23 protein-coding genes and 2 pseudogenes are annotated in these 25,646 nt (G+C 71.2%); 11 read left to right on the plus strand and 14 right to left on the minus strand.

Going from position 1 to position 25,646, the window contains the following annotated elements; genetic code table 11:
- Positions 1-26 precede the first annotated feature (26 nt).
- Positions 27-338, minus strand: a complete 312-nt coding sequence (locus ACFFIA_RS31080; protein ID WP_377257633.1) for a helix-turn-helix domain-containing protein — start codon at positions 336-338, stop codon at positions 27-29.
- Positions 339-1,043: 705 nt separating this feature from the next.
- Here ACFFIA_RS31080 and ACFFIA_RS31085 point away from each other — a divergent pair.
- Positions 1,044-1,706, plus strand: coding sequence for a hypothetical protein (locus ACFFIA_RS31085; protein ID WP_377257635.1), 663 nt, complete (start codon positions 1,044-1,046; stop codon positions 1,704-1,706).
- A gap of 264 nt (positions 1,707-1,970) precedes the next feature.
- Here ACFFIA_RS31085 and ACFFIA_RS31090 read toward each other — a convergent pair whose 3' ends face one another.
- From ACFFIA_RS31090 to ACFFIA_RS31110, 5 genes and pseudogenes are all read right to left on the minus strand, one after another.
- Positions 1,971-2,501, minus strand: a complete 531-nt coding sequence (locus tag ACFFIA_RS31090) for a hypothetical protein (RefSeq protein ID WP_377257637.1) — start codon at positions 2,499-2,501, stop codon at positions 1,971-1,973.
- Between the two features lie 427 nt (positions 2,502-2,928).
- Positions 2,929-3,705, minus strand: coding sequence for a VUT family protein (locus ACFFIA_RS31095; protein ID WP_377257639.1), 777 nt, complete (start codon positions 3,703-3,705; stop codon positions 2,929-2,931).
- Between the two features lie 822 nt (positions 3,706-4,527).
- The gene (locus tag ACFFIA_RS31100) at positions 4,528-4,701 is read right to left on the minus strand and encodes a hypothetical protein (RefSeq protein ID WP_377257641.1); all 174 of its coding nucleotides are present in this window, start codon (positions 4,699-4,701) and stop codon (positions 4,528-4,530) included.
- A gap of 6 nt (positions 4,702-4,707) precedes the next feature.
- The gene (locus ACFFIA_RS31105) at positions 4,708-4,962 is read right to left on the minus strand and encodes a hypothetical protein (RefSeq protein ID WP_377257643.1); all 255 of its coding nucleotides are present in this window, start codon (positions 4,960-4,962) and stop codon (positions 4,708-4,710) included.
- 228 nt (positions 4,963-5,190) lie between these two features.
- Positions 5,191-5,481, minus strand: a pseudogene (locus ACFFIA_RS31110) (XF1762 family protein); the annotation flags it as partial.
- Between the two features lie 85 nt (positions 5,482-5,566).
- On the opposite strand from ACFFIA_RS31110, the gene ACFFIA_RS31115 reads away from it, so the two are divergent.
- The gene (locus ACFFIA_RS31115; protein WP_377257645.1) at positions 5,567-7,021 is read left to right on the plus strand and encodes a hypothetical protein; all 1,455 of its coding nucleotides are present in this window, start codon (positions 5,567-5,569) and stop codon (positions 7,019-7,021) included.
- Between the two features lie 282 nt (positions 7,022-7,303).
- On the opposite strand, the gene ACFFIA_RS31120 is transcribed toward ACFFIA_RS31115, so the two are convergent.
- From ACFFIA_RS31120 to ACFFIA_RS31145, 6 genes are read right to left on the minus strand one after another with little or no spacing between them, the layout of a single operon-like run.
- Positions 7,304-8,482 (minus strand): DNA-methyltransferase, encoded by a 1,179-nt coding sequence (locus ACFFIA_RS31120; protein WP_377257647.1) that lies wholly within the window; start codon positions 8,480-8,482, stop codon positions 7,304-7,306.
- Complete coding sequence (locus ACFFIA_RS31125) at positions 8,479-9,399, minus strand: hypothetical protein (RefSeq protein WP_377257649.1); 921 nt, start codon at positions 9,397-9,399, stop codon at positions 8,479-8,481. Before ACFFIA_RS31125 ends, ACFFIA_RS31120 begins: the two co-directional genes overlap by 4 nt.
- A 16-nt stretch (positions 9,400-9,415) precedes the next feature.
- Positions 9,416-9,967, minus strand: coding sequence for a DNA cytosine methyltransferase (locus ACFFIA_RS31130; RefSeq protein ID WP_377257651.1), 552 nt, complete (start codon positions 9,965-9,967; stop codon positions 9,416-9,418).
- Positions 9,964-10,839 (minus strand): hypothetical protein, encoded by an 876-nt coding sequence (locus ACFFIA_RS31135; RefSeq protein ID WP_377257653.1) that lies wholly within the window; start codon positions 10,837-10,839, stop codon positions 9,964-9,966. Before ACFFIA_RS31135 ends, ACFFIA_RS31130 begins: the two co-directional genes overlap by 4 nt.
- Positions 10,836-11,843, minus strand: coding sequence for a TRM11 family SAM-dependent methyltransferase (locus tag ACFFIA_RS31140; protein WP_377257655.1), 1,008 nt, complete (start codon positions 11,841-11,843; stop codon positions 10,836-10,838). The genes ACFFIA_RS31135 and ACFFIA_RS31140 overlap by 4 nt, the downstream gene beginning before the upstream one ends.
- Positions 11,836-12,732 carry a hypothetical protein gene (locus ACFFIA_RS31145; RefSeq protein WP_377257657.1) on the minus strand — a complete coding sequence of 299 codons (897 nt, stop codon included), beginning with the start codon at positions 12,730-12,732 and terminating at the stop codon, positions 11,836-11,838. Before ACFFIA_RS31145 ends, ACFFIA_RS31140 begins: the two co-directional genes overlap by 8 nt.
- Positions 12,733-13,779: 1,047 nt before the next feature.
- On the opposite strand from ACFFIA_RS31145, the gene ACFFIA_RS31150 reads away from it, so the two are divergent.
- From ACFFIA_RS31150 to ACFFIA_RS31190, 9 genes are all read left to right on the plus strand, one after another.
- Positions 13,780-14,658: a hypothetical protein gene (locus ACFFIA_RS31150; protein WP_377257659.1), complete on the plus strand. Its 879-nt coding sequence runs from the start codon at positions 13,780-13,782 to the stop codon at positions 14,656-14,658.
- A 578-nt stretch (positions 14,659-15,236) separates the two neighbouring features.
- Entirely contained in the window at positions 15,237-15,620 is a 384-nt protein-coding gene (locus ACFFIA_RS31155) for a pilin (protein WP_377257661.1), read from the plus strand.
- Between the two features lie 4 nt (positions 15,621-15,624).
- The gene (locus ACFFIA_RS31160; protein ID WP_377257663.1) at positions 15,625-16,554 is read left to right on the plus strand and encodes a TrbL/VirB6 family protein; all 930 of its coding nucleotides are present in this window, start codon (positions 15,625-15,627) and stop codon (positions 16,552-16,554) included.
- A gap of 224 nt (positions 16,555-16,778) precedes the next feature.
- Positions 16,779-16,997: a hypothetical protein gene (locus ACFFIA_RS31165; protein WP_377257665.1), complete on the plus strand. Its 219-nt coding sequence runs from the start codon at positions 16,779-16,781 to the stop codon at positions 16,995-16,997.
- A gap of 426 nt (positions 16,998-17,423) precedes the next feature.
- Positions 17,424-18,386 carry a PrgI family protein gene (locus ACFFIA_RS31170; protein WP_377257667.1) on the plus strand — a complete coding sequence of 321 codons (963 nt, stop codon included), beginning with the start codon at positions 17,424-17,426 and terminating at the stop codon, positions 18,384-18,386.
- Positions 18,387-18,442: 56 nt separating this feature from the next.
- Positions 18,443-20,170, plus strand: a complete 1,728-nt coding sequence (locus ACFFIA_RS31175; RefSeq protein WP_377257711.1) for a VirB4 family type IV secretion system protein — start codon at positions 18,443-18,445, stop codon at positions 20,168-20,170.
- Positions 20,167-22,686, plus strand: a complete 2,520-nt coding sequence (locus ACFFIA_RS31180) for a helicase HerA domain-containing protein (RefSeq protein ID WP_377257669.1) — start codon at positions 20,167-20,169, stop codon at positions 22,684-22,686. Before ACFFIA_RS31175 ends, ACFFIA_RS31180 begins: the two co-directional genes overlap by 4 nt.
- 246 nt (positions 22,687-22,932) lie before the next feature.
- A complete protein-coding gene (locus ACFFIA_RS31185; RefSeq protein WP_377257671.1) occupies positions 22,933-23,832 on the plus strand; it encodes a replication-relaxation family protein in 900 nt (299 codons plus the stop codon).
- A gap of 368 nt (positions 23,833-24,200) precedes the next feature.
- On the plus strand, positions 24,201-24,872 hold the full coding sequence (locus ACFFIA_RS31190) for a phosphotransferase (protein WP_377257673.1): 672 nt from the start codon (positions 24,201-24,203) through the stop codon (positions 24,870-24,872).
- Between the two features lie 61 nt (positions 24,873-24,933).
- On the opposite strand, the gene ACFFIA_RS31195 is transcribed toward ACFFIA_RS31190, so the two are convergent.
- Together ACFFIA_RS31195 and ACFFIA_RS31200 are read right to left on the minus strand one after the other, a co-directional pair.
- Positions 24,934-25,089: a hypothetical protein gene (locus tag ACFFIA_RS31195; RefSeq protein WP_377257675.1), complete on the minus strand. Its 156-nt coding sequence runs from the start codon at positions 25,087-25,089 to the stop codon at positions 24,934-24,936.
- Between the two features lie 73 nt (positions 25,090-25,162).
- Positions 25,163-25,543, minus strand: a pseudogene (locus ACFFIA_RS31200) (DUF6431 domain-containing protein); the annotation flags it as partial.
- Between the last annotated feature and the right edge of the window lie 103 nt (positions 25,544-25,646).

The raw sequence follows: 25,646 nt of genomic DNA on the forward strand, positions 1-25,646 counted from the left end.
GATCGACGCGTGCCTTCGGCAGCGCGTCAAGTCGTCTGGGACGAGGCCGGGTCGGTCGGCTGTCCATTGCCGGACTCGTCCAAGGCATGCAGGATGGCCGCGACCGAAACCCGGTAGCGGGTACCGAACCGCAGCACGGCGACGGGAAAAATGCCGCGCTTGGCCAGGTCGTACGCGCCCGCGCGGGAGACTCCGAAGATGCGGGCGGCGGTCGGCAGGTCCGTGACCGCGCCGAGGGCGCGGATCCGTTCGACGGTCCAAACCTCGCGCTTGTCGGCGGACGCGTCACCGCCGGTGTGCTCGGCTGGGTGGTGGGTGCGGTGGTGTGGGGCGCTCATCGCGGGTGGTCCTTTCGGGATGACGAGTGTGGAAAGTGGAGGGTGAACGGTCGGCGAGAATGGACCGACGCCGAGGAGGCAGAGGGGGAAGCTGTAGGCGTCTGAGGGACTTGTCGGGACGCGTTCACGATGGACGAATGCGACCGGACTCGCCGAGGTTCCGATGCTGGAACGCCGTTGGCGGCAATCGGTTGACCGTGTTCGGATGAGGCATTCGTAGCGAAGCTGGCCTGGGCCGTCCGATTTGGGAGCGAGACCGGCCCTCGGCGGCCGGCACGCCTCACCGCCCGCCCCTGTAACACTGGACTGCCGAGGTGCTGAGTACCAGGCCGCGAGGAACCGGGCCCGGCAGTCCCCACAGGATCCGCTTGTCGAGCTGGCGGTGCTGGGTTGCAAAGGGCCCGCCGCACGCGGGCCTCGGGACGATCCCGTTCGCCGAACATCGGTCGCGCGGCGATACTGCCGGGCGGCCCGTGGCATCTACCTCGGCCCGGGATCGGACCTTAGGCGTCGAATTGCGATATCGCCAAGCCGGGCGGACCTCACCTCGGCTGACCCCTTCGTGGCAGTGCGTGGTCGATCCGAATGTAGTCTCTTCGTCATCGGTCGATGGAGGTTAGGTTTACCCAACCCTGGCATGGCAGACGGTCGCGTCAGTCGACGCGACAGTGTGGGAGCGCAGGGCAGCCCAATTGAGGAGTCTTTATGAGCAGGTTCGTCATCACGATCGCGCCGGACAACACCGCGGCGGGCGACGCAGACAACGCGTTCACCACGGTACGGGTGGACACGTCGACCGGTCAGGCCCGCATCACGGAGCTGACCGTGCGGGCGGCTGCCGGCGGCGGCCTTACTGCAACCGACCTGCCGCCGATCGACATGAACCTGCTGATCCGTGCGCTGACGGTCGCCGCTCAGCCCCAGGCGCTACCATCGGTCACTCCCGCGTCGACGCCGGCCCCGGCAGCGGACCGTGTCGACGAACCGGAGCGGGCGGTGGCTGCGCCGGTATCCGCCGAACCATCTGCTGCCGCGCCCCGCCGACGGGCCAGGAAAGGTGCCGCAGGGACCGGTTCAGCCCGGAAGACCGCAGCCGGGAAGTCGGGTGCTCGCAGGGCGACGGCGAAGAAGGCCACTGCGGCCAAGAAAACTGCGAAGGCGACGGCTCGTGGTGGCTCGGCACCGGACTCCACTGCGACCGCTCCGCGTCCCTATCGGCGGATGCCTGAGCCGGAACAGGTGATGGATGTCTACCGGCTGACCGGGTCGATCGCTGCTGTCGCGGATCACTTCGGTGTGCCCAGGCACACCGTTGCGGGCTGGGCCCGACGGCTGCGTGGCCAGGGTCACTCCATCGGCCGCCAGTAGACAACCCGCCCGAAAGAGACCGCCGACCCCGCCACGGGCTCGCCTTCTCCGGCTTGGGCACTGTGCGTGGTGATCGACCGTTAGCGGCTGAGGCTCGTGACGCGCGATGGCGTGACCGAAGAGATGTCGGGCTACGGGCGTTGGGCCAAGTCGACCGATGACAGGCCAACCGTGGGCGCCGCGTCTGCCCACTGTCGAGCGCCGTGTGGCGCATTGGCGGGGCCTCCACTCGGCCGGGTGGAGGCCGCAGAAAGGTGGGACTGGTCAGCCGCGTGCGCGCGTGGCGAGCCAGGTCGACAACAGGTGCGCCTCGGCGACGGTCAGGTCGTGGGGAAGCTCGATGGCGATGTCCATGCCGGGCCGCAGCGGCAACCGCGTAACGTAGGTACCGGATGCGGTCTTTCGCGAGACGCGCAGCTTGGTGTCCCAACCTGGGTCGCCGTCAAGCCAGGCGCGGTGGATTTCGAAAGCGCGGCGTAGTCGGGTGATGCAGGTGGCGTTGCTGACCATCGTCTTTCCGCGAACGATTGTCACCTGCTCCATGAGCGCCTCGGGCGCCACGGTGTCGAAGCCTTGATCGGCTGGCAGCGCCAGCTCGTCTCGTACGGTGCGCCAACTCGATCGGATTTGGATGAGGGTGTTCCGGGACAGGCCGCAGTGCTGGCTCGTGGTGATGAGCCAGTCCAGGAAGGAGGTGAGGCCGGCGACGGTACGGCGGATCCGCTCGAGCCGAAGTAGAGCCGGGTCGGCGCCGGGACTCTGAGCGGTCGATCCGGCATCTGCCGGCTGCTGCACCGGCCGTCCGTTCACGTCGGCGACCGGTTGGGCCGCCGGAGCACGAGGCGTCGCGGTGGTCTGGCACAGGTCGATGAACCTTCGTGCCGCCGACCGTCGTCAAGTGCGGACGCGGCGTTGTACCGGGGCCGCGGCGGGTAGGTGACGGGTGTCGTTGACGGCGGCCAGCCAGGACGGCAGCGTGGGAAGGTCACGGCGCGGCCCGTACGCCAGGAAGGTGCCGTCGGCAGACTGGCAGCCGATTGCTGCCGCATACCGTAGCCGACGCAGGCTGTTGATTCGTCCCATGTGGACGGTCAGCCCGCGTGCGCGGGCTTGGGCGGCCAGGTCGGCTGCTGCCGGCCCCAGCTTCCAGGTGGTGCTGCCACCAACAAACAGGGCATCGATGGAATCCCACGGATGGGTAGGTGTTCGAGGCCGTCCTGGGCTACCAGGGCGACTGGGTAGCCGGCGTCGCGGATGCGGGCGAGCATCGGCGTGGACCTGGCCAACGTGGCGGCGGCGTCGCCGACAACGTCGGGGGCGGTGGCGAACCCGCACCGTTGGGCGTGGGCGGTGTGGCGGCCCAGCCAGGCGCGGTACCGGTCGTCGCCGGGATAGTGGCCGGCGTAGCAGGCGTTGTCGGCGATCCAGTCGATGCCGGCCCGGGTGGGCTGCCGCCGGCCGGGGTGGCGATCAGCCCGAGCCGGCCGACGCGGATGGCTTCACGGCGAGCGGGCCGGAGGCGGTGGCGTAGTAACGCACGGGCGGCCAGCACAGCGGCGACGGGCACGATCGTGGCGACGGTTTTGACCCACATCTGGCTCGCGAGCGCCGACCAGACGGGCAGGCCGGCGTGGGTCAGGAACACGATGGAGTCCAGTGGGGCGCCGATCATGTTGGACGCCAGGACCGCGCGTAGGAACCCGCGTTGGCGTAGCGGCTGGTATACCAGCAGATCGGCCAGTTCGGCCACGGCGAACGCGGCGGCCGAGGCGAACGCGAGGTGGGGGCCGGCCGTGGCTGCGCTGAGCCCGGCGCCGACAGGGATGCACACCAGCACGGCGCGGCGGCCGGCGAGGTCGTGGACAACGTCCCGGGCCAGCAGCGTGAATCCGGCGGCGATGGTGCCTGCGGTGGCGGTCAGCCCGAAGCCGACCGGGACGAGCCTGAAGGTGGAGGTGAGCCAGTTCGCGGCGATGACAGCGACGGCGAAGGCCGCCATCGCCGCGACCGCTCTACGGTGGCGGGCTGGCCGGTGCGGCCAACGGTGACGGGGATACGGTGCCCGCTGATGCAGGGCGCTGGCGGACGGCGGGCTGGGGACGCGGGTGGTCGCTGCGCGGTCGGTGGCCGCTGCGGTGGGTCGCCGTGGCGGTGGCATTGGGCAGGTCATGAGGAAAGGGGGGCCTCGTCTCGGGAGAAAGAAGATGGGACCGCCGCGTGGCGCGGCGGGTCCGGATATCGGCGGGGTGCCGGTGGTGGCGGGTTTGGCCGGATGGCTGCGGACGCCGGTGACAGAAGGGGCTGGACGTCCGCACGAGCTTGCTGACACGCCTTGGCGGGTGTTCAGGTGTCGAGGTCGGCCAGCTGAGGCAGCCCGGTACGGCGCATCCGAGGCTGGCCGCTGATGCCGGGCTGGGCGTCCAGTTGGTCGATCAGTTGCCGGCGCGCGGTACGTGGTCGGCGTTGTCGGCGGTGACCCGTGACGGCCAGCAACGCGTACGCCGTCAGGCAGCGCCGGACCGGGTGGTCGGCCTGTGTGGTGAGGCGAGCAGGGCCCGGCCGGGTAGGCGCCGGGTAGGACGGCGAGCGCGGCGATGAGCTGCCCGGCGCCGGCCTGGATGGCGTAGTCGTCGTTGGGCGCCCGCACGGCGACCGTGACCGGTACCTCGACGCCGATAGGGGCGAGTGGTCAGGCCGAGCCGGGCCAGCGTGTCCTGGCCGTCGCGTCGGTTCAACGCGCCCCGCGACCAAGTCCCGGAGCTGGCGGGTGAGGTGGCGCCCGGTCGGGTCCGGGTAGTCCCGCCGCCAGGGGCGGCTGGTTTCAGGCGGCGATGGACAGGACTTGGTGGACCATGTCCGCCCAGTCGTCGCCGAGCAGGCTGGGGTCGTGGTCGAAGGTGAATTCGGTGAAGGTCAGCCCGAAGGCGGCGCCGTAGCCGTCCAGGAACGCCGAACTGGTCGCGGTGGCGCCGGCCCGTCCCGCCGGGTGGAGCACGAGGCTCTATGTGTCGGCGTGGAGCACGACCACGACGGGTCGGCCACGCAGATCGCGGCCGATCCGCAGCGCGTCCGGCGGCGGTGCGGCGGCCAGGGCCGGGGCGGCGTGGATGATGTGCGGTGCCTGTGGCACCAGCCTCAGCGGCATCTGCATCGGCTTGTCCACCAAGGGGTTGATCCCGCGGCGGGCGGCCTCGGTGAGGTGATGGCCGAGTTGGTTGGCTGCCCCTCGCCGGTCGCGTTGCACCGCCGTCAACATGGCAGCGGTGGTGGTGGCCGGTCGCACGATGGTGACCGGGAACGGGCCGGGGGCGGCGTTTGCGCTGGTGCGGCGCCCGTCCCGAGGCGGTGGTCGTGGCAGCGGGATCGGTGATCGGCATCGTGGCCTCCGTCAGGGCGACCGGCACACACCTGCGAACGCGGTCGCGGAACTGGCCGGCGGCAAGGCTGGATGGTGGGTGGCCCCGCGCCGTTGGGCGGGTCTGGCTCAGGACGGCGCCTGCCATCGCAGGCGGGCGATACGTGCTGTGCCGTGATCGGCGCGTGGCCGGCTGGGAGTGTTCCAGCTCTGCCGGGGCGGCCGGGCGGCGACCACGCGCCAGCCGGCCGCCCGTAGGCTGGCTCCGCTTTCGGCTTGCTGGTTGTAGGTGATCAGGCGGCGGTAGCCGAGGGCTTTGGCGGCCTTCCACGCCGCCGCGTACAGCAGGCTGCAGGCGTTGCGTGTGCCGTCGGTGGCGACCCGGGTGACTTCGACTCCAAATTGTCCGATTGCGCCTGTGGACGGAGGCCGGGTTCAGACCGTTTCCCGCCGCGATAGATGATCAGCTTCGGCTTCGATGGCCAGCACAGCTACGGTATTGATCGTGCAAATGCCGGTCGTGAACGACGCGAGGCGATTGATCAGGATCCTGTGTGGTGTGGCGCGCAACCCGTCGGTACCCATGGACGCGGTACGGCGGCTGCTCCGGTTGCCTGCAGCCGCGGAGCAGATCGCCCGGCGGCGCGTCGACATCACCGACGACCTTGCGCAGGCCATCGTGGACCTCGGCGATGTGCGGGCGGCGGAGTCCCTCGGCAACAACGATCACCTGCCGACCGGAGTCCGCTGGCGTCTGGTTACACATCCCGAACCGTCTGTGCGCGCGTCGGCCGCCCGACATGCAATCCCGGAGCGGGTACGGCCAGGCTGCGAGGTGCCTGCCGCGATGTTGACGCGCTTGGCCGAGGACCCGGATCCACAGGTGCGGGCACGCGTCGCCGAACATGCTTCGACACCCGAGGATGTTCGCGCACGGCTTGCCGCAGACGTTGATCCGACGGTCCGCAGGACGATCGCGGAGTGGTGGAAGGATGCCCCTGAGTCGGTGCGCCGGTCGCTGTTGACCGATGTCGACGCTGACGTGCGCGCTGCGGCGCTATCGCCGTGGCACCCACCGCCGCCACCAGATCTTCACGCCGTCCTGCTGGCCGACGAGTTCACACGTCATCTCACGCTGCCCCATGTGAGACTCGCGCCGGCCCTTGCCGCCGAGCTCGCCGCCTCGCCGGACGACCGTGTCCGGGCCGCCCTGGCGATTCACCCCGACCTGCCCGCGTCGACACGCGAGAAGCTCACCCAGGACTCGGACCCACTGGTGCGGATCCGCCTGGTTCAGAACCCGACCACGCCCGAGGCCGTGCGCGTGCGAATACTGGCAAGCCTGGAGGCCGAGGAGGGTCAAGCGAACCGCTTCATCATCCCGTACTTCCTACGCAACGCCTGGCGGGACAAGGCAAGCCTCGGCTGGCTATGGGAGGCGCCCCTGGACGAACGCCTCGCCTACCTCGACTCCCCACATGCATTCTTCCGAGAGGCCGTCGCCGCTTCTCCCGGCCTGCCCCGGCAAGCCATCGACCGACTGCTGGCCGACCCGGACATTGAGGTCCGCCGCATTGCGGCAAAGACGCACGACGCTCCAGCACAGATCCTCGAGCAGCTGGTACGTGACCACGGCGACACCATGCACATCAGGCCGTTGCTGGTGGAGCGCCCGAACTTCCCGCGGGCCGCGTTCGCCGATTTCGCCGTGTCGGAGTTGCCTCGACTGCGGCGCCTCGCCCTCTGCGACAAGGACCTCCCAGCCAACCTCGTCGACCTGCTCACGAGCGACCCCGAGCCGCACGTCCGGCGGGCGGCCGCCGAACACCCCAACCTGACGGTTGGCTGCCTGCCCGCGCTGTTGACCGACGACGACTTGGACGTCGTCGAAGCGGCCGCAGCCGCACCACTCCTACCAGCTGACTGGATCAACCGCCTGCTAACACAGGCGGAACTCTGATGCTTGGCCGGACCTCACCCCTGGACAGCTCAAGCGATGTAGTCCAGGAAGGCTCGAGCGGCAAGCTATTCCGCAACTTCTGATATCCGGGGTTGCGGGTAGGGTCTGTCCGTCATCGAGGTGCCGGGCCACCGGCCGGCCGACGATCGCGACCCCGACCAGCACCTCGTCGTTGGCGACGCCGATGGAGAACTTGTGGTCCGGGTGGCGGCCGGTGGTGGCGGTGCCAGTCGGTCACGAACTGCCGGGCTTGGGCGAAGGTGACCGGCACGGTGTGCAGGCTCACCGCGGCGCCTGCGCGTGGCCGGTGTCGGGAAGGTGGGGCGTGAGCCTGGTCAGGGTCTCGTCGAGGAACGCGGCGCTGATGTCGATGCCGGCGAACCTGCGTCCGAGTTGGAGGGCTGCGAGGCCGGTGGTGCCGGCGCCGCAGAACGGGTCCAGGACGAGCCCGCCTTCGGGGCAGCCTGCGGCGAGCGCGCGTAGCGGTAGGTCGAGCGGGAACGGGGCGACGTGCGCTCCGTGGTAGGGGCGGGTGGCGATGCGCCACACGTCGCCGGGGTTTCGTCCGGTCGGGTGGGCTGCGGTGTGGGCGTGTCCGACCGGTCGGAGGTTGCCCGCCCCGGCACCGGCAGCCATCTTGCTTGTGTGCTTGCCTGCGCCGTGCCGGTTGGTGCCGCGCCGCCGGCTGGTGGCCTCGAGGCCACCAGTTTGTCCTTTGTGGATGCCGCCGAAGACGCGGGTGCCGTCGGCGGCGTCGGGCCGGGTGAGTGGGATGCGGATGGGGTCGAGGTCGAAGTGGTAGGTGTGTGAGCGGGTGAACAGGAACAGCAGTTCGTAGGTGGTCGAGAGCCGGTCGCGGACGGACTCGGGCATCGGGTTGGTTTTGGCCCACACCACGGCGTTGCGCAGGATCCATCCGGAGGCTTGAAGAGCTAGCGCGGCTCGCCAGGGCACGCCGATCAGGTTCTTGGCCGGTAGCGGCGCCGGCCGCCGTGGTGTGGGGAGTTGCCGGTGGCCGGTGATGCCGCTGGTGGTGTCGTAGGCGAGGCGGTTGCCGGAGCTGTAGCTGTCGCCGAGGTTGACCCAGCACGTTCCGGTCGGTGCCAGGACCCTGCGGGCTTGGTCGAACACGGCGACCAGGTGGGCGAGGTAGTCGTCCAGGCTGGGTTCGAGGCCGTACTGCGGGTCGACCCACCGTGCCCGGCAGGTTGGGCAGATGGTGCCGTCGGTGCGGCGGGTCCGGCCCAGCGGGTGTGGGCAGGTGGGGTCGCCGCCGTGCCAGGTGCCGGTGCCGTAGTCCCGCAGCCCCCAGAACGGTGGCGATGTGATGAGGCAGTCGACGCTGTCGTCCGGCATGGCGGACAGCACCTGGTGGGCGTCGCCGAGGTAGAGGCTGACCGGGCCCCGCCGCTGGTACGCGAACTCCTCAAGGGGTGGCTTCGGCTGGTTGTGGGTGGTCATTGGTGTGCCGCCCAGCGGTGTGGGCACAGCAGCAGGCGCAGGGCGGCGGCTGCTTGTTGGGGGACGACGCCGTTGCCGAGCACGCGCAGGGCGAGGGTGCGGGGCAGGCCGAGGTCGGTGACCCAGCCGGGCTCGAGGCCCATGAGCCATTCGACGAACGGTGGGGCCAGGACGGGTTTGCCGTGCTGGCCCGGCTGGGTCGGGTCGGGTGCGGGACGGCCGAGCAGGGCCTGCCAGCGGGCGACCGCGTCGGCGTAGATGCCCCACCGGCCCGGCTCCGGCACCGCGGCGACGGTGGTGGCGGGGTCGGGTGGGAGGACGCTGATGGTGGTGCGCAGGTTCTGCCCGCCCTGACGGACCCCGGGTCCTCGGCTGTCGGAGACGGTCGGGGTGGGCAGGAGCCGGGCGACCTGGACGGCCGCCGAGGGCAGGGTCAGGTCGCCGTGTGAGCCGCGCTGTCCGGGGCAGCCCTTGGTGCCGTCGGTGGCGCGTGGGGTGGGCAGCAGCCGGGCGGCGTCGGTCAGGGTGCGGCCGGCGTGGCCCGCCTGTGGGCTGCTGCGGCCGGCGGTGGCGTTCGCTGACGACCGCGAGTCCGCCACCGTCGGAGTCGGCAACAGCGTGTTGGGCTGGTCGGGTCGGCCGCCCCGGACCGGTTGGTAACCACGGACGGCCGATTCGAGTGTGGGGCGCCAGGTGTCGCGGTGGGCGCCGCTCATGTAGCCGGTGCCGCCGCCGGCGGTCGGCGTCGGCAGCAGGACCCCGGACCCGAGTTCGCGGACCAGTTGGGGCAGGGCCGGCCGGCGGGCCGCCCCGGGCGAGACGGAGCGGTTGGAGCCGGCCGTGGCCGCGGTTGGCGTGGGCAGCAGCACCGGTTCGATGCCACTGGTCTGGGTGAGGTCGGGTAGGCCGCGTGGCATGCCGGGGCCTTTGCCGTCACGCGCGCACGGCGTCGGCAACGTCGTCAGCGGCGCGATCGGTTCGGATGGCCAGCAGGAACAGCCGGTCCCGTCGGTGGGCGGCACCGATGTCGGATGCGCGTAGGCAAAGCCACCGCGTGTCGTACCCGAGCGCGGCCAGGTCGGCGTGCACGACGTCGAGACCCCGGCGGAGGAGCGCGGCCACGTTCTCCACGAACACCAGCGGTGGTTGAAGCGCGCGAACGGCGTCGGCGACGGTTTTCCACAGGCTGCTGTGGACACCGTGGATACCGGCGCGTTTACCGGCGTTGGAGATGTCCTGGCAGGGGAAACCGGCGGTGAGCACGTCAACGGGCTCAACACCGGGCCAGTCGACGGCGCGGATGTCGCCGAGGTTGGGCACGGCTGGCCAGCGGGCGGCCAGCACCCGGGCGGCATGAGGGTCGGTTTCGGCGTACCAGGCCAGCCGGCCGCGCAGCACCAGCTCGACGGCCAGGTCGAGACCGCCGTAGCCGGTACACAGCGACCCGACCCGCAACTCTGCGGTGGTGGTGTGGGCAAGGCTCACGCCACCTCCCGCAACCCCACCCCACCCGCCGCTTCAGGTGGGTTGGTGGGGTCGGTGCGGCAGGTCCACGGCCCGCACCCCTGCCGCCCCGCGCCGCGGTCGGACCGAAGCTCCACCTGGTCCAGCGGGATCCGGGCGGAGTGCAGGAAGAACCGGCCACGCAGCGGATGTCCATCGGCGTTGGCGCGGGCCGACCCGTGCCGGATCGCGGCGTCGAACGCGACCGCGTCGGCCCACTCACGTGGGCTGCCGCTCTTGAGCCGCTGCCAGAACACGTCGTTGTGGAAGGGGCACCCAACACACGCGCTGCGTGGCGTGTCCGCCAGGCCGTGCTCGGCCAGGAATGTCACACAGTCCCCGCGCCGCCAGCCCAGGTCGAGCAGCGGGAAGGTGTGCCGCATGTACCGCACGTCGGCGTCCCGGGCACGGCCGATCTCGTCGACGGAGATACCGATCGCCATCTGCGCGTACACGCCGGCCGGGACCCGGCGCGGGTGCGGGTAGCCGAGCCGGGCGCGGACCTCCCGCTTGATCGGCTTGATCTTGTACTCGTTCGTACATTGACGACGAGCCATACCTTGTTCGCCGTTCGGGCCGAGGGTGAACAGCGGCATCGACGCGAACCGGTGCCGCGGGTCGAGGGCGTCGTCGCGGATGTGCCCGTTGGAGACCCGCACCAACGGAATGCCCGCCGCATCGGCGATCACCGACAGCCGCAGCAGATGCCTGTACACCGCTGCCGGTTCCCAGCCCGTGTCGGCGAACACGGCCGCGTCGAACGTGGGGATCGCACCGGTCGCGGCGAGCACCAGCAGGGTGCTGCTCTGCACCCCGGCGCCCAGGGACAGCATCCGCAGGGCCGGCCCGGTCACGACGACACCCCCGGCCCCCGGCCTGAACCGTCCAGGCCGGCCGAACTGCCGGAAATTGGTGGTTTGGTCAGGACGAGGACGTCCTCGTGCGCGATCAGGTGCATCGGCACCCCGCCGGCGCGGGCCTTGCGGACGGCGGCCAGTTGGAAGAACGACGGCCGGGCGACCAGTGCGCCGTCGCGGACGGCGGCCAGCAGTGCCACGCACCGTTCCACCGGCACCAGCCCGGCGGTGGTGCCGGCGGCGATGACTGCGGAGGGCAGGTCGACCAGTTCGCCGCGGCGCCGCCACGGCCGGGCCGTGACCACCACGACCCCGCCGGGCCGCAGAAGTTGTGCGCAGCCGGCCAGGATCTGGGTGAACCCGGCGGCCAGGCCGGGCAGGTCCCGGTAGGCCAGGTTGCCTTTGTCGGTGCCGTCGTTGTAGCGGTTGTCGGACTTGTGCACGCCGGCCCCGGCTTCCGGGCGAACGAGGCCGTGCACGGTCGGCCCGTAGGGCGGGGAGGTCACTACCAACGCGACCTGCCCGTGCAGCGCGGTGGGCAGCAGGGAACCGATCCGGGTGGCGTCACCGCGAATGACCGAGCCGTGGCCGGTGGCGCCTTGGGTGTGGGCGTGGGCGAGGTTGGCGTCGGCGACGTCCGACCAGCGGGACTCGTACTCCACTCCGATCGCGTCCCGTCCGGCGTGGACCGCCTCGACCAGGGTGGTGCCGATCCCGCACATCGGGTCCAGTACCAGATCCCCCGGTCGGGAGTAGGCGGAGATCGCGTGCGCGGCGATCGCCGGCAGCATCCGCGCCGGATGCGCCACCGACCCGGCCACGTAGCGTCCGCGCCGCTGTACCGGCCCGGTCCGCTGCGCCGTCACCCACACCGAGAGGCGCTCCGCGCTGGGATCGCCCGGGTGCTGCTCGTCGTGTTCGGTGCTCGTGGCGGATGTCGGGGCGGTCGGGTCCAGGCTGTTGTCGAGGGTGTGGTGGTGCTTGTCTTGGCGGTCAGGCATGGCGGCCACCGCCGGTCGGGGTGAACACGAGCAGGTCGGCGTGCACGCGGGCGTGCACCACCACCTGCGCCCCACCGCCGCCGTCTGCGGGCGGGACGAGTTCGTGCGGGCGGACGTGGTAGACGAAGTGGTCGCCGTCGGCGCGGGCCGCGACCGCGACGATGTGCTGCAGGTAGCCCAGCCCCGCACTGGCGGCGGCGACGACCAGCGGACCGAAGTCCTCCGGCGTGGCCGCCAACCCGGCCGGGACACCAACCACCAGCACCAGGCAGCCGCCCGGGCGCAGCAGCTTGGCGCAGGCGGCCAGCAGCCACGCCAACCGCACCCGGGCCGCGGCATCGTCGCCGTGCAACGGCCACGCGGCGACCACGAGACTGGTGGCGCCCAGCAGACTGCCGTCGGCCGGCAGCGGCGGGACCGGTTCGGCCGGCGGGGGCAGGTCGGGATCGGTCAGGTCGTCGCCGAACCAGGCGGACAGCTCCGGCGGCTCCGGACCGTCCTCCTCAAGCCATGTGTGCCCGGCCGCGGCACTGCCGGGCTCGGCCGGGCCGGCGGGGTCGGCGGACTCGTCCTCGCCTGCGGTGTGGGTGGGGCCGATGATCAGGGAGGCGTTGTCGGTGAACCACGCCGGGTGGTGCAGCCGACGCCCACGCAGGCAGGCGCCGGTGAGGGCGTGGCCGTCGGTCAGGTCGACGACCGCCTCACCGGGCCGGCTGTACGCGGACACCAGCCGGTACGCCAACCGGACGGTGACGGTGTTGGTGGGCTCGTCGTTGTGGCCGGCGGTACGCCAGACCGTGATCGGCACCGGCGGGTCACCAGGGACCAGATCGGCGTCGCCCGAAGGGTCGGGGACAGGAGACGGGATGGAAGGCGGGTGCGTGCTCATCAAAGTGGTGGGCTCCGCGCCACGCCGCGATGCGCTGACACCCCCTAACCGGGGTTTGTGAGAGCTGACGAACGCTCCCCGCCTCTCACACCGCTCTCACACGCGAACACAGTCCCGATTCGTCCACCTGTCCGTGGGCGGGGGCGCGCGAAGGCACGCCGCTTCCCGCCACGCCGCCGGCGGTGGCGAGGACCATCGACAGGGGGACACGGGGTCGGTGCGGCCCTGCGGACGCGCGTGGATCGAAGTGCCCCGACGGGACGTTCCGGTGCACGGGCTGTCAACAGCCCTCGGGCAGACCGCTTGACCGCGTGGCCCGGACGCAGGCCTCGGGCGTCGATGGCGCGGGTCAGCGGAAAGGACTTCAGGGGATGTCAACGGTCATGCCTGGGTCGTGCGGCGGACGGGGACGCGGACAGCACGCCGGGTCAGGACAGTCGGACGTGTGTCGCGTAGGGCGGGCGCCGGTCACGAACGCCGACCGCCAGCGGGGACATGGTGTGTCCGGTCACGGGTCCGTCCGCTGGCGTCGATGACCGCTCGCGGGGGAAGGACAGGTAGGACGTGCGCGTGTCCTGGCGGTCGACGCGACGGGTGACCGTGACCGCGGGCGGACAGAGGTCCTGTTAGACGGACGCCTGTGTCCGGCGGGCCGGCGTGTGCCAGGAAGCCGGCTGCGACAGCAGCGTAAGACTGGCTGTGACAGGGGTGCGAGAGACGTGTCAGAGCCGGGCATGACCGATGCGCCGCCTGCGACAGCCCTCTGAACTGCCGCCCGGTCATCCATTCCCAGCCGTGTCAGGCAGACGGTCACACTGCCAGGTCAGAACCCCTTCCGACCCGCTGCCGGCATCGATAACAGAGGATGTGTTCCGGTGCTGTGAGACCGGTGTGACCGAGACCGTGCGGCATCTGCGACGCGGCGGAAAGGTGCGTTGGGCAGCGCTGTGACCGTGGTGGCAGAGCCGTATGGCGCACTACCGGGGACGGCCTGTCCCCTGGACGGGTCGGGACTGGAGCCCTTGTTTCTGTCATGGGAGATGTGGCATGACCGCGTCCGAGAACGACTTTCCGACCTCGCCGCTGCAGGCTGCGGACACCGCGTTCGCCGCTTTGACCACCGGTCCCGCGCCGCTGTCGCTGGACTGTGACCGGCTCGGCGGCGACCTGGGCCTGCCGGTCGGTCAGGTGCCTTTGACCGACCTGCGGGACTGGCTGCTGGAGCATCCGCGCGCCTACCCGGCACGGGACGCGGTCTGGCGCGAGCTCGTCCTGCGTGCCCGCCTGTCCGGGCCGCAGTGGGTCATCGCCGCGGTGGGCATGGCGATGCCGGCCCTGGTCCGTATCGCCGCCGACCTGTGCGACGGCTACCAAGGGGACCCGGACGACATCGACGCCGAGGTCCTGACCGGCTTCCTGACCGCGCTGAAAGACACCGTCGACCTGGCAAGGCCCGCCCCGCACGCATGCCTGCGTGGGGCCGCCTTCCGGGCCGGGCGGGCGCTGCGCCTGGCCCAGCACACGCTGCTGCCGGTGCCGGACATCGAGCAGGTCGCCGCCGGCCCGCGTATCCCGAAGCGGCCGTACGGGCACCCGGACCTGCTGGTCGAACGGGCCAACCAGCTGGGCCTGATCGATGACGAGGACACCCAGCCCTACATCGACATCCGGCTCGGACACCGGGCCCCCGAACCGATCGCCGCCGCACACGGCCTCAGCGTGGACGCCCTACGGATGAGGCTGATGCGCGCCGACGCCCGCATCGCCGCCGCCCTCGCCAACGGCGAACTGACCGGCACGCTGTCCCCCGAGGCCGCCGAACAGATCGCCAAGCAGGCCGAGCACCGGGACGCGATCCGCGCCGCTGCCGCTGCTGCCCGCCGCCCCCACCCGGCCACTGCGGGCGCGGCGCTCGCCGCGGCCTGAAGACCTCGCCGAGTCCCTTTTCGTACCCGGCGGGCCGAGGGCTTTCGACGAACATGATGCCGGAAGCCCTCGGCCCGCTTTCGCCTTGTATAACAGCGCGTGGGCGCACGGACGGCGCCTGCCGGTCGGTGCGAAATTTCGAGAACAGAGCAGGCCAGCTGCGAAAGGACAAGCCGCACGCTGGACTGTGAGGCCGGTGTGAGTGTGGTGTGAGAGGCGGGGTGCGTTCGCCAGCTCTCACAAAGCCCGGTTAGGGGGTGCGAGAGCAGAACGGCCCTGGAACGCGCGGGAGGTCGCTTGGCTCTTGCCTCGCCGCCGGGCGTACCAGGCACGTTGGCCGAAGCTGGGTGCCCTCGGGTGCCGCGCCATTCGATGCGCTGACACACGTCGAACACGCCCACCTGCAGGGAGGAGCAGCTCCTCCCGAGGGCCACCGTTGTTGACGGCTCGACGCGCACTGCTGGCCCGGCGGCGGGCTCCCCCTTTTGACCGCCCGACGTCGCCCCACTTTCCGCGCCCCACCCCAGCCTTTGGCCGGGTTGGGTGCCCGGCGGGCCGGGGCGGGAGGTGAAACCGTCATGTTTCGTATCCCGGCACGCCCGCGTGCCCTCACCTATCCTCGCCGCCGCCTGCGCACCGGCGCTCACCTGCTGGCGCATGTCGCCACGGTGGTGCTGATCCTGTCCGTGCCGGCCGCCGCGTTCGCCGCGCCCGGCGATGACGCCAACACCGCGGCACTACGCGCGGTTATCAACAACCTGCGGTTCTGGGTGATGGGGATCCTCGCCGCGATCGCCACCCTCTACCTGGTCCTGGCCGGCGTCTACCGGGCCACCGCCGGTGGTGACCCGGCCCAGGTCGACAAGTCGAAGGAGGCGTTCAAGAACGCCCTGATCGGCTACGCCCTGGCCGTGCTGTCGCCGGTCGTGCTGGGCATCCTGCAGTCCCTGCTGCCCCGGTGAGGCGATGATGTGGCCCTTCGACGTGCTCTCCATCGCCGGCGCCATGAACGGCGTCGCCGCCTGGCTGCTCAAACAGGTCGTCGACGCGTTCCTGGCCATCCTGAAGATCATCGAACACGGTCTGCTGGTCAGCCCGAACATCACCGCCCTGCCCCAGGTTCAGGCGTTGACCGGCCGCAGCGTCGCGATCGTCAACGCCACCTTCGTGCTCGTGTTCGTCGCTGCCGGCACCCTGGTCATGGTCGGCGGGAGCGACGAACGCGCCCGCTACACCGTCAAGGACCTGCTGCCCCGCGCGGTCGTCGGGTTCGTCGCCGCGCACTTCACCTCGCTGCTGCTGTCCACCCTGATCCGGCTGGCGAACGCGGTCACCGCCGCTGTCACCGGGCAGCGCCTGGACGACACCGGCGCCCTGCGGGCGATGTCCGCACAGGTCCAGGCGGCCGCGCAGAACCCGACCTCACCGCTGCTGGCCGCGGTCCTGATCGGCATCATCGCTGTGCTGCTGGCCACCACCACGCTCGCCCTGGTATCCCGGGTCGCCGGGCTGCTGGTGCTGGCGGTGATCGCACCGATCGCCCTGGCCCTGCACGCCCTGCCACAGACCGACCCGATCGCCCGGCTGTGGTGGCAAGCCACCGCGGGCTGCCTGGTCACACCAGTCCTGCAGGCGTTCACGCTGCAGGCCGGTAGCTGGATGCTGCTGGACCCGCAGCACATGCTGCCGATGCTCGGCCTGCCCGGCGACCCCGGCGCGACCGCGAACCTGCTCGTCGTCATCGTGCTGCTCTGGACGACCGTACGCATCCCGGCCCTGGTCGCCCGCTACCTGAACACCGGCGGCCCTCGGCAGTCGTTCCTCGGCACGATCGTGCGGGTAGTGGTCGTCCAACACGGCACCCGCGCCCTCGGCGCAGTCGCTCGAGGGCGGTGAGCCGGCCATAACCCCGTCATCTGAACATCGGATACGCCGGTCCGGACGCGGATGCCGATCGGCGCTTCATACTGCGCCCTCTCCGCTTCGTGTTTGGGTTCCGGTTTGTCGATAGTGGCCCCGAGGTGTCGTCAGCCGTTGGATGCGGCGCACCCTGGCTGTCGTCGGGTTGGTGCGGTCTGCGTTCGATTGGTCCACGCTCGCATGATCTCCGCTGCCAGCCAATGTCCGCTGATCTCGGCTTCCTCGATGACCGAGATGCCGTTGGTGCGGCGCAGTGGATCAGCTCCTCGGGCGAGCAGGAACGCGGTGACATCGACGTGGAGCGGCGTGCCAGTCTGGACATGGCCGTCGTGTTCGACATCAATGGCGTGACGCAGCAGGGTCCAACCATCGCCGTTGTCGTCTTCGATATCGGCGCCCGCGTCGAGCAGGTCGCGTAGCCGAGGCAGATCCTCGTGTTCGACTGCTTGGTGGGTCGGTGACCAGGACATTACAGACCCGGCTCCAATCTGTCAGCTAGTGGGCGGATGGGTTTGAGCCGGAACGAGCTGATGACCTTCGCACGGTAGATCGCTTGTGTAGCGGCGTCTCGGGGGGATGCACCAGCTTCCGCTGGGGCCGCGACGGGTAGGGACTTGCGGAGCCAGGGTGCCAGCGTCGATCAACGCCCGCGTCACCGCAAGCCCTTCGACGGCGAACCGGCCCGGCAACGCCTCCGGGCCCCGGTCCGTCCAGGACTGCGACAGCGAGATCCGCCGCTGCCGCCGTCGATCGCATACACGAACACCAGGACGCCCTTCACCCGGGCGCTGAACAACACCGGCAACCCCTGACCCGTCAACGGGTGGAAAGGGCGCGAGCGACCAATGAATCCGAAGAAGAACTCCTACGACGAGCCCTATACAGCTCGTGTCCCCGCCGACGTCGACGCCCCCGACAAGATCGTGTACGGGTTGACGTTCCGGCAGTTGGCCATCCTCGCCGTCGCCGGCGCCGGCCTGTACCTGCTTTGGCAGGCCCTGCACGAGCTTGTGCCGGGGCAGGTTCTGGTCGGTGTCGCGGTGGTCGTGGCCGGGCTGGCGTTCGGCGTGGCGGTCGGCCGCCGCGACGGCCTGTCGTTGGACCGGTGGCTGCTGCACGGGCTGCGGTTCACCCGCGCCCCCACCCGCCTGTCCACATCAGACCAGCCAGTTCCGTTACCGCAGTGGGTAGAGGTCCCGGCCAAGGTACGGGTGCCGTTACCGGCACCGCTGCGGCTGCCTGCCGAGGCGATCGACGACGACGGCCAGATCGCCCTGGACGGCCGGTATGCGACGGTGGTCGCGGCGTCCAGTGTCAACCTCGCCCTGCGCACCCCGGGCGAGCAGGCCGCGCTGATCGAGGCCTGGGGACGGTGGCTCAACTCGCTGTCCGCCCCGACCCAGGTCGTCGTCTCCGCCCAACCGGTCGACCTGCGCGGCTACGCCCGCGCCCTCGCCGGCACCGCCGAGAGCCTTGCCCATCCGGCGCTGCGTGCCGCGTGCGCCGACCACGCCGCATTCCTGGCGGACCTGGCCGACCGCCGCGATCCGCTGCAGCGGCAGATCCTCATCGCCTGCTCCACCACGGCGGGCGAGCACGGCGAGCACGCCGCCCGCCGCCGGGCCGACGACACCGTCCGCGCCCTGTCCGGGCTCGGCGTGGCCACCCGGGTCCTGGACGGTGCCGAGGTCACCGCCGCCCTCGCCGCGACCGCCGACCCCTACCGGCCGGCCCGCCCCGCCCGCCAGGCCGGCGCGCACACCGTCATCACCGGACCCACCACCCGTAAGGAGGGGAATGAGTCGTGATCAGCCTGCTCACCCGCCCACGCCGAAGCCGCAACGCCCCACCACGCACCGGCGGGGTGGATGCCGGGCTGGAGTCGGTCGAGGTCACCCCACGCTGCCTGCGGGTCGGGGACGGCTGGGCCGCCACCCTGGTGGTCACCGGCTTTCCCGCCGAGGTCGGCCCGGCCTGGCTGGAACCGCTGCTGTCCTGGCCCGGCCGCCTCGACCTCGCCATCCACATCGACCCGCTGCCCGCCCCGATCGCCGCCGCCCGGCTACGCACCCAACGCGCCCGGTACGAGTCGTCCCGCCGCACCGACCTGGCCCGCGGGAAGCTGTCCGACCCCGCGGTGGAGGCGGCCGCGGACGACGCCGCCGATCTGGCCGACCGGCTGGCCCGCGGCGCGGCAAAGCTGTTCCGGGTCGGCCTGTACTGCACCGTCCACGCCCGCACCCAGGCCGAGCTGGTGCAGGCGTGCGCTCAGGTCAAGACCGCGGCCGCCTCCACCCTGCTCGAGGTCCAGCCGGCGACCTGGCGGCATTTGGCCGGCTGGACCAGCACCCTCCCCCTGGCGCATGACGGGCTGCGGGTGCTGCGCACCATGGACACCCAGGCCCTCGCCGCCGCGTTCCCCCTGGCCAGCCCGGACCTTCCAGCACCGCTGCCCGGCGACCACACCCCGACCGCGGGGGTGTTGTACGGAGTCAACCCGGCCGGCAGCGGCGTGATCTGGTGGGACCGGTACGGCCGCGACAACTACAACTCGGTCATCCTGGCCCGCTCCGGCGCCGGCAAAAGCTTCGTCATCAAGCTGGAGATCCTGCGCTCGCTCTACCGGAACGTGGCCTGCCAGGTCATCGACCCCGACGACGAATACCTGCGCCTGGCCGACGCGGTCGGCGGCACCGTGGTCCGGCTCGGCGCCCCCGGCGTGCGGGTCAACCCCCTCGACCTCCCGACCGGCGACACCCGCCCGGACGTGCTGGCCCGGCGGGGCCTGTTCCTGCACACCCTGGTCGGTGTCCTCATCGACCAGCGGCCGCCGCCGGACGAGGCCGCCGCCCTCGACCGGGCCATCCTGTGCGCCTACCGCGCCGCCGGCATCACCGCCGATCCTGACAGCCACCACCGGCCCGCCCCACTGTTCGGCGACCTCGCCGCCGCCCTGGCCAACGATCCGGACCCGGCCGCCGCCCGCCTCGCCGCGCGGCTCGCCCCGTGGGTGGAAGGGTCGTTCGCGGACCTGTTCGCCGGGCCGACCACCACCCGACCGGACGGCCACCTGGTCGTGTGGTCGCTGCGACACCTGCCCGACCAGGTCCGCCCGGTCGGGACCCTGCTCGCCCTGGACCACATCTGGCGGCAGGTCGACCAACCCACCACTACGAGGCCGGTGCCGCGGCGGATGGTCGTGGTCGACGAGGCCTGGCAGCTGATGCGCACCAGCGAAGGCGCCACGTTCCTGTACCGGCTGGCCAAAGCCGGCCGCAAACGAAACACCGGACTGACCGTGGTCACCCAGGACGTCGCCGACCTGCTCGACACCCCGCTGGGCAAAGCCGTCGTCGCCAACGCCGCCACCCAGATCCTGCTCCGCCAGGACCCCACCGCCATCGACGCGGTCGCCGACGCGTTCGGCCTCACCGCAGGCGAACGACGCATCCTGCTGGCCGCACCGCCCGGACACGGGCTGCTGCTGTCCGGCACCAGCCGCACCAGCTTCCAAGCCATCGCCTCCCCCACCGAGCACGCCATCGCCACCACCAACCCCAACGACCTGCCCGATCGTGAGGACGAGCCGTGACACCCCCCGACCCGAACCCGCTACCCGTGCCGCCGTCGGCGCCCAGCCCTTCCGGGCCGGGCGCCGTCCCCGTTCCCAGCCCGATCGACCTCGGCCGCGACGTCGCGGTGTGGTTAGGGCACCGGCCGTGGCTGGCCGGCCTGGCCGGTCTGCTCCTACTCACCGCCGTGGCGGGCCACAACCTGCTCGCCCTCTGGCGGCACCGCCACCATGCTGCCGGCGCCCGCACGGTCACCATCGCCCCACCACCCCAGGTCGAACCCAGCAGCGCCGCCGCTCTCTGGGCCAACCTCGCCGGCCTGCTGACCCCCTCCTGGCGCAACCGCATCCTGTGGGGGACACCGCACGTCGCCTGGCAGTACACCTGGGTCGGCCGGCAACTACTCGTCTCGATCTGGGTTCCCGGCACCGTCCCACCCGGCGCCGTCGAGGCCGCCGTCCGCGGCGCCTGGCCCGGCGCCGCCTGCACCACCACCGCCGCGACCGCGCCGATCCCGGACACCGCGGACCCGGCCGCCGGCGGGCACCTGCTCCCCGTCGCCGCGCACTGGCTGCCCTACCGCACTGACCACGACACCGACCCGCTGCGGGCCCTGATGGCCGCCGGCGCCCAACTCCATCCCGGCGAGTACACCTGCGTCCAGGTCCTGGCCAAACCCGCCACCCCACGGCGGGAACACCGCGCCCACCGCGCCGCCGTGCGGCTACGCGCCGGCAAACCCCCCACCCCCGGCCTCGACCCGGGGCTGCCGGTGCGGTGGCTGCTCGACCTGTTCCACACCGGAACGCGCCGCACAGCCACCCGCCCGGCTCAGACCTTCGCGCGGCGTGATCCGGGGTTGGAGCGTGACGTGCGGTCCATCCTGGACAAAAACGCGTTCCCGTTGTGGCAGACCGCTATCCGGTACTGCGTCGCCACCACCAACCACCGCCCCTCCGTCGACCCGCAACGACGGCTGCGGGGCATCGCGGACACCGTCGCTGCCACCTTCGCCGTCTACTCCGCCCGGAACCGGCTCACCCACCGCACCCGCATGCGCCAACCGGTGCAGGTGCTGGCGGCCCGGCGTCTGGGCGCCGGGTTCCTGACCAACACCCCCGAACTCGCGGTACTGGCCGCCCTGCCACGCGACCTGGCCGTGCCCGGACTGGACCGGGCCCGCGCCAAACCGATGCCAGCCCCCGTCGCGATACCGTCCGGCGGCCGAAGCGTCAAAGTGCTCGGCGACGCCGAGGTCGGCGGCCACACCGTCGGCCTGTCAGTCACCGACGCCCGCTACCACCTGCACGTGGTCGGCACCACCGGCTCCGGCAAAACCACCCTGCTGGTCAACACCGCCGTCGACGACATCATCGCCGGCCGCGGCACCGTCGTCATCGACCCGCACGGCGACATGGTCCTGGACATCCTCGACCGGCTCCCCGCCCACGTCGCCGACCGGGTCGTGCTCTACGACCCCGACCAGACCAACCCGCCCACCATCAACCCCCTGCAAGGCGACGACCCCGACCTCGTCGTCGACAACCTCGTGTCGATCTTCGGGAACATCTTCGCCAAAGCCTGGGGACCACGCATGGACGACGTCATGCGGGTCGCCTGCCTCACCCTGCTACGCCACGCCAACGTCACCCTGCAACACATCCCACCCCTGCTCAACTCCGCCCAGTTCCGGTCCGCGATGACCGCCGAACTGGACGACCCAGCCGGGCTGTCCGGGTTCTGGCAGTGGTACGACGAACTCAACCCCGCCCTACGCTCCCAGGTCATCGGCCCCGTCCTGGCCCGCCTGCGGGCGTTCCTGCTCCGCGACTTCGTCAAACGCACCATGCGCTACCCGCACGGCTCCTTCAGCATGCGCGACATCCTCGACGGCGGTGTCCTACTCGTCCGGATCCCCAAAGGACAACTCGGCCAGGACACCAGCCGGCTGCTCGGCTCCCTCATCCTCGCCCAGGTCTGGCAGGCCGCCGCCGCCCGCGCCGCCATCCCACCCGACCAACGCCGCGACTGCACCCTCGTGATCGACGAATGCCAGAACTTCCTCACCCTCGCGTCCTCGCTGGACTCGATGCTGGCCGAGGCCCGCAAATACCGGCTGTCCCTGGTGTTGTCGCACCAGGACCTGGCCCAGTTCCCCAAAGACCTGCTCGCCGCCACCTCCGCTAACGCCCGCAACAAGATCTACTTCACCGTCGCGCCCGAGGACGCCCGGATCCTGGCCCGGCACACCCAACCCGAACTCGACGAGTACGACCTCGCCAACCTCGACGCCTACACCGCCGCCGGCCGCCTGGTCGTCGACGGCCGCCAAACACCGGCGTTCACGTTCAAGACCCGCCCACCACGGCCTATCGTCGGAGCCGCCGACCACATCCGGCGCGTCGCCGCCGCCTCCGTCCCCCGACAGGACACCTCCGCCATCGACGACCTCGTCGACCGGTACACCCGCCCGCCGCAGGACGGCGGCCGCGTCCGCCGTCCCAAGGGCACCAAACCCGCCAACGGCCGCACCTGACCGCGACCGGCCCCACGTTGAACCGTCCTGCGACCCACCCTGCTCCCCGGCGGGGGTGACCGCACCGGTCAGCACACCCGTCAGCACATGCCCATACCAGCCCGGGCGGATGCCGCCGGTGCCGTACTGCTCTGTCAGTGCTGCACAACCGGCCTGATCAGCGCAAACCTGTCGTCCTCAAAGGACCGCGTGTATCGAAGACACCCTCTGTATGGAGGGACATCTCTTCGCTGAGGAGTCCTCATCGTGTATCGCCGTGTACCTCCCAAGCCGACCAAACCCGACCCCCTGGCCGTCCTGCGCCGGCTCACACCACGTGACCGGCTGCTGCTGTCCTGGCTGGCCGAGCACTACCTGCTGTCCACCGACCAGATCGCCCGCGCCCTGTTCACCTCGCCCGCGACCGCGCGGATGCGGCTGACCATCCTGTACCGAATCGGCGCCCTGACCCGGTTCTCGTTCTCCGACCCGGACGGCGGAACCCCACCGTTCCTCTACACCCTCGGCCCGGTCGGCCTGCACCTGCACCCCAACGCATGGTCCGACCCGGACAACCCGAAAGCCAAACCACCGCGCAGCCACATCGACCGGGCCCGACGCATCGCCCGCTCCCAGAAACGCGAGCACACCCTGGGGGTGAACCAGTTCTTCGTCGACCTGCACGCCCACACCCGCACCGACCCGCAGGCCCGGCTCGCGCGCTGGTGGTCCGAACACCACGCCACCGACGCCTACGCCTCAGCCCGCATCTTCCCCGACGGCCACGGCATCTGGCAGCACGGCCAGCACAGCGTCGGATTCTTCCTGGAACACGACCGCGGCACCGAACCCCTACGCAAGGTGCTGGCCAAACTACGCGGCTACGAACGGCTCACCGAGTTCGGCCCCCGCTACCCCGTCCTGTTCTGGGTCCCGAACCCGGCCCGGGAACGCAGCCTGCAGGACGCCCTCGCCGGCGTCCCCACCCTCACCCCGGTCGCCACCGCCGTCCACAGCCCGGACCCGGCCGGCCCGGTGTGGACGCTCACCAGCGACCCAGGACAGCGGCTGCGACTACACGAGCTACCCAGCGACCACGGCCCCGCAGCTGGTACCAACCCGAACCGCTACAACGACGTGCGCGACCTCACCGGCGACGCCTTGTGACTACCAGCGATAGTTGACACTTGCCAGCCGTTGGCACGGGGGCCACCCGGCCAGGCATCGCTTAGTGTGTGGCTGAGGACGATTGGTGGCCAAGGTGGGCGCGATACTTGGCCACCGTCGTGTCGGTGTCGGCGGCTGATCCCCGTGATGAGGGTGCGCCACCGATGCCATCGGAATCACCTCCAGGCCCGGTTATCGCCGGACGCGTCACTGAGGCACCGAGGTCCCGGACCACCAGTCGCCGGCTTCGTCGTCGCCGTGGCGGCCGCGCACGTCGATCAGCTTCTCGTCCATGGTGACCTTGACGGCCTCGGTGGTCACAGGGATTTTCGGTGCATCGATGAAGTGCGAGTCCTAGATTCGTGGGGGTGACCGCGGACGACGACGTGCCTTTCAACCTTTCGCATCTCGGCGCGCCGATCGGGCCGATGATCCGCGTCCACGGCGGGTTCGCCAACCGGATGTACCGGCTCGACACCGACCAGGGGTCGTTCGCGGTGAAGGAGTTGAACCTTGTCAACCGCGGCTGGACCTACCACGTCGAGGACGTGTTCAGGTTCGAGCGGACGGCCTTCGCCGCCGGCATCCCGATGCCAGAGCCGATCTCGGCCAGCCACCACACGCTCGTCCACCGGTGGGTCGAGGGCGAGAAGCTGCCCGAAGCACCGGTGTCGGCGGCCTACGCGTTCGAGATCGGACAGATCCTCGCGCGCATCCACGCGCTCGACGTCGAGTGGACCCACGTGTCGATCGAGGACCCGACGTCACGGGACTGGCCCGAACTCGCCGAGCGAGCGGCGACGACCGGACAGCCTTGGGCCGACGAGCTCGCCTCCCACGTCGAGACGTTCCTCGCGATTGCCGACTTCGTCGACACCTGCGAACGGCCAGGCCCCGTCGTGCTGACCCACAAGGACATCCACCCGTGGAACCTGCTGTTGCCCGGCGTCCGCGATGAGCATGAAGGCGGCGCTGGAGGTGAGCATGAACGGTGCGGGTTGGTGCTCACGTTGTCGCGGCGATGCTCACGGTGGCGGTGATGTTGGTCGATGTCGACTGTTTGGGTTATGGGCAGACTCGTCCCCTGCTGTGGCAGTGTGATCAGATCGGGGTCAGTAGCCGACCGCGGGTGAACGCGCCGATCAGGGTCCATGCCTCGGCGTGTCGGGCGTACCGGCGGCGCCAGGCGGCCACTGCCGCGCCGAGCGCGGTCAACGCGTCGCCGAGCTCGGTGGGCTGCGCTGGCAGGTCGGCCAAGACCTCGGGGTCCAGCCGGGCGGCGTGCCGTACGGCCTGGTGGCGTAGCCAGGCCAGGTGGCGGGCCGCGGGCGGCGCGTAGCCAGCGGCGGACGGTGGTCGGCGGGCGGTGCAGGTCAGCGGCGATCCGCCGCCAGCCGTGCCCGTTCGCCTTGGCCACCAGGGCGGCGCCGATCACCTGCGCGGTGTCGGCGCGGCGGGGCACCAGCGCGCCGGGCAGCAGCACCTGGGTGGCACGGCAGCCGGTACAGCGGGCCCGGCGTGGTCGGACCAGGGTGGTGGATCCGTCGAGCTGGCGGACCCGGCGGCTGGCCGCATGCGCCCAGGGGCGCAGCCGGCCGCCGCAGTGTGGGCAGGCCAGCCGCCCAGCGGCCAGGTCGGCGTCGACCTGGCCGGGCTCGACCACGATGATCACGTCGGACTCCCGCCACGAGTAGGCAGCCTTGCCTACCACACCAGGAACGGCCAAGGGGTCAACTCGTGTTGGCCACCATTACCGCCGTCCGTCTACAAGAGACGGTGAGGGCGCCCGGCCGACACGGTCACGGTGAGCATCA

Source organism: Phytohabitans kaempferiae (assembly GCF_042433955.1).
Taxonomy (GTDB): Bacteria; Actinomycetota; Actinomycetes; order Mycobacteriales; family Micromonosporaceae; genus Phytohabitans; species Phytohabitans kaempferiae.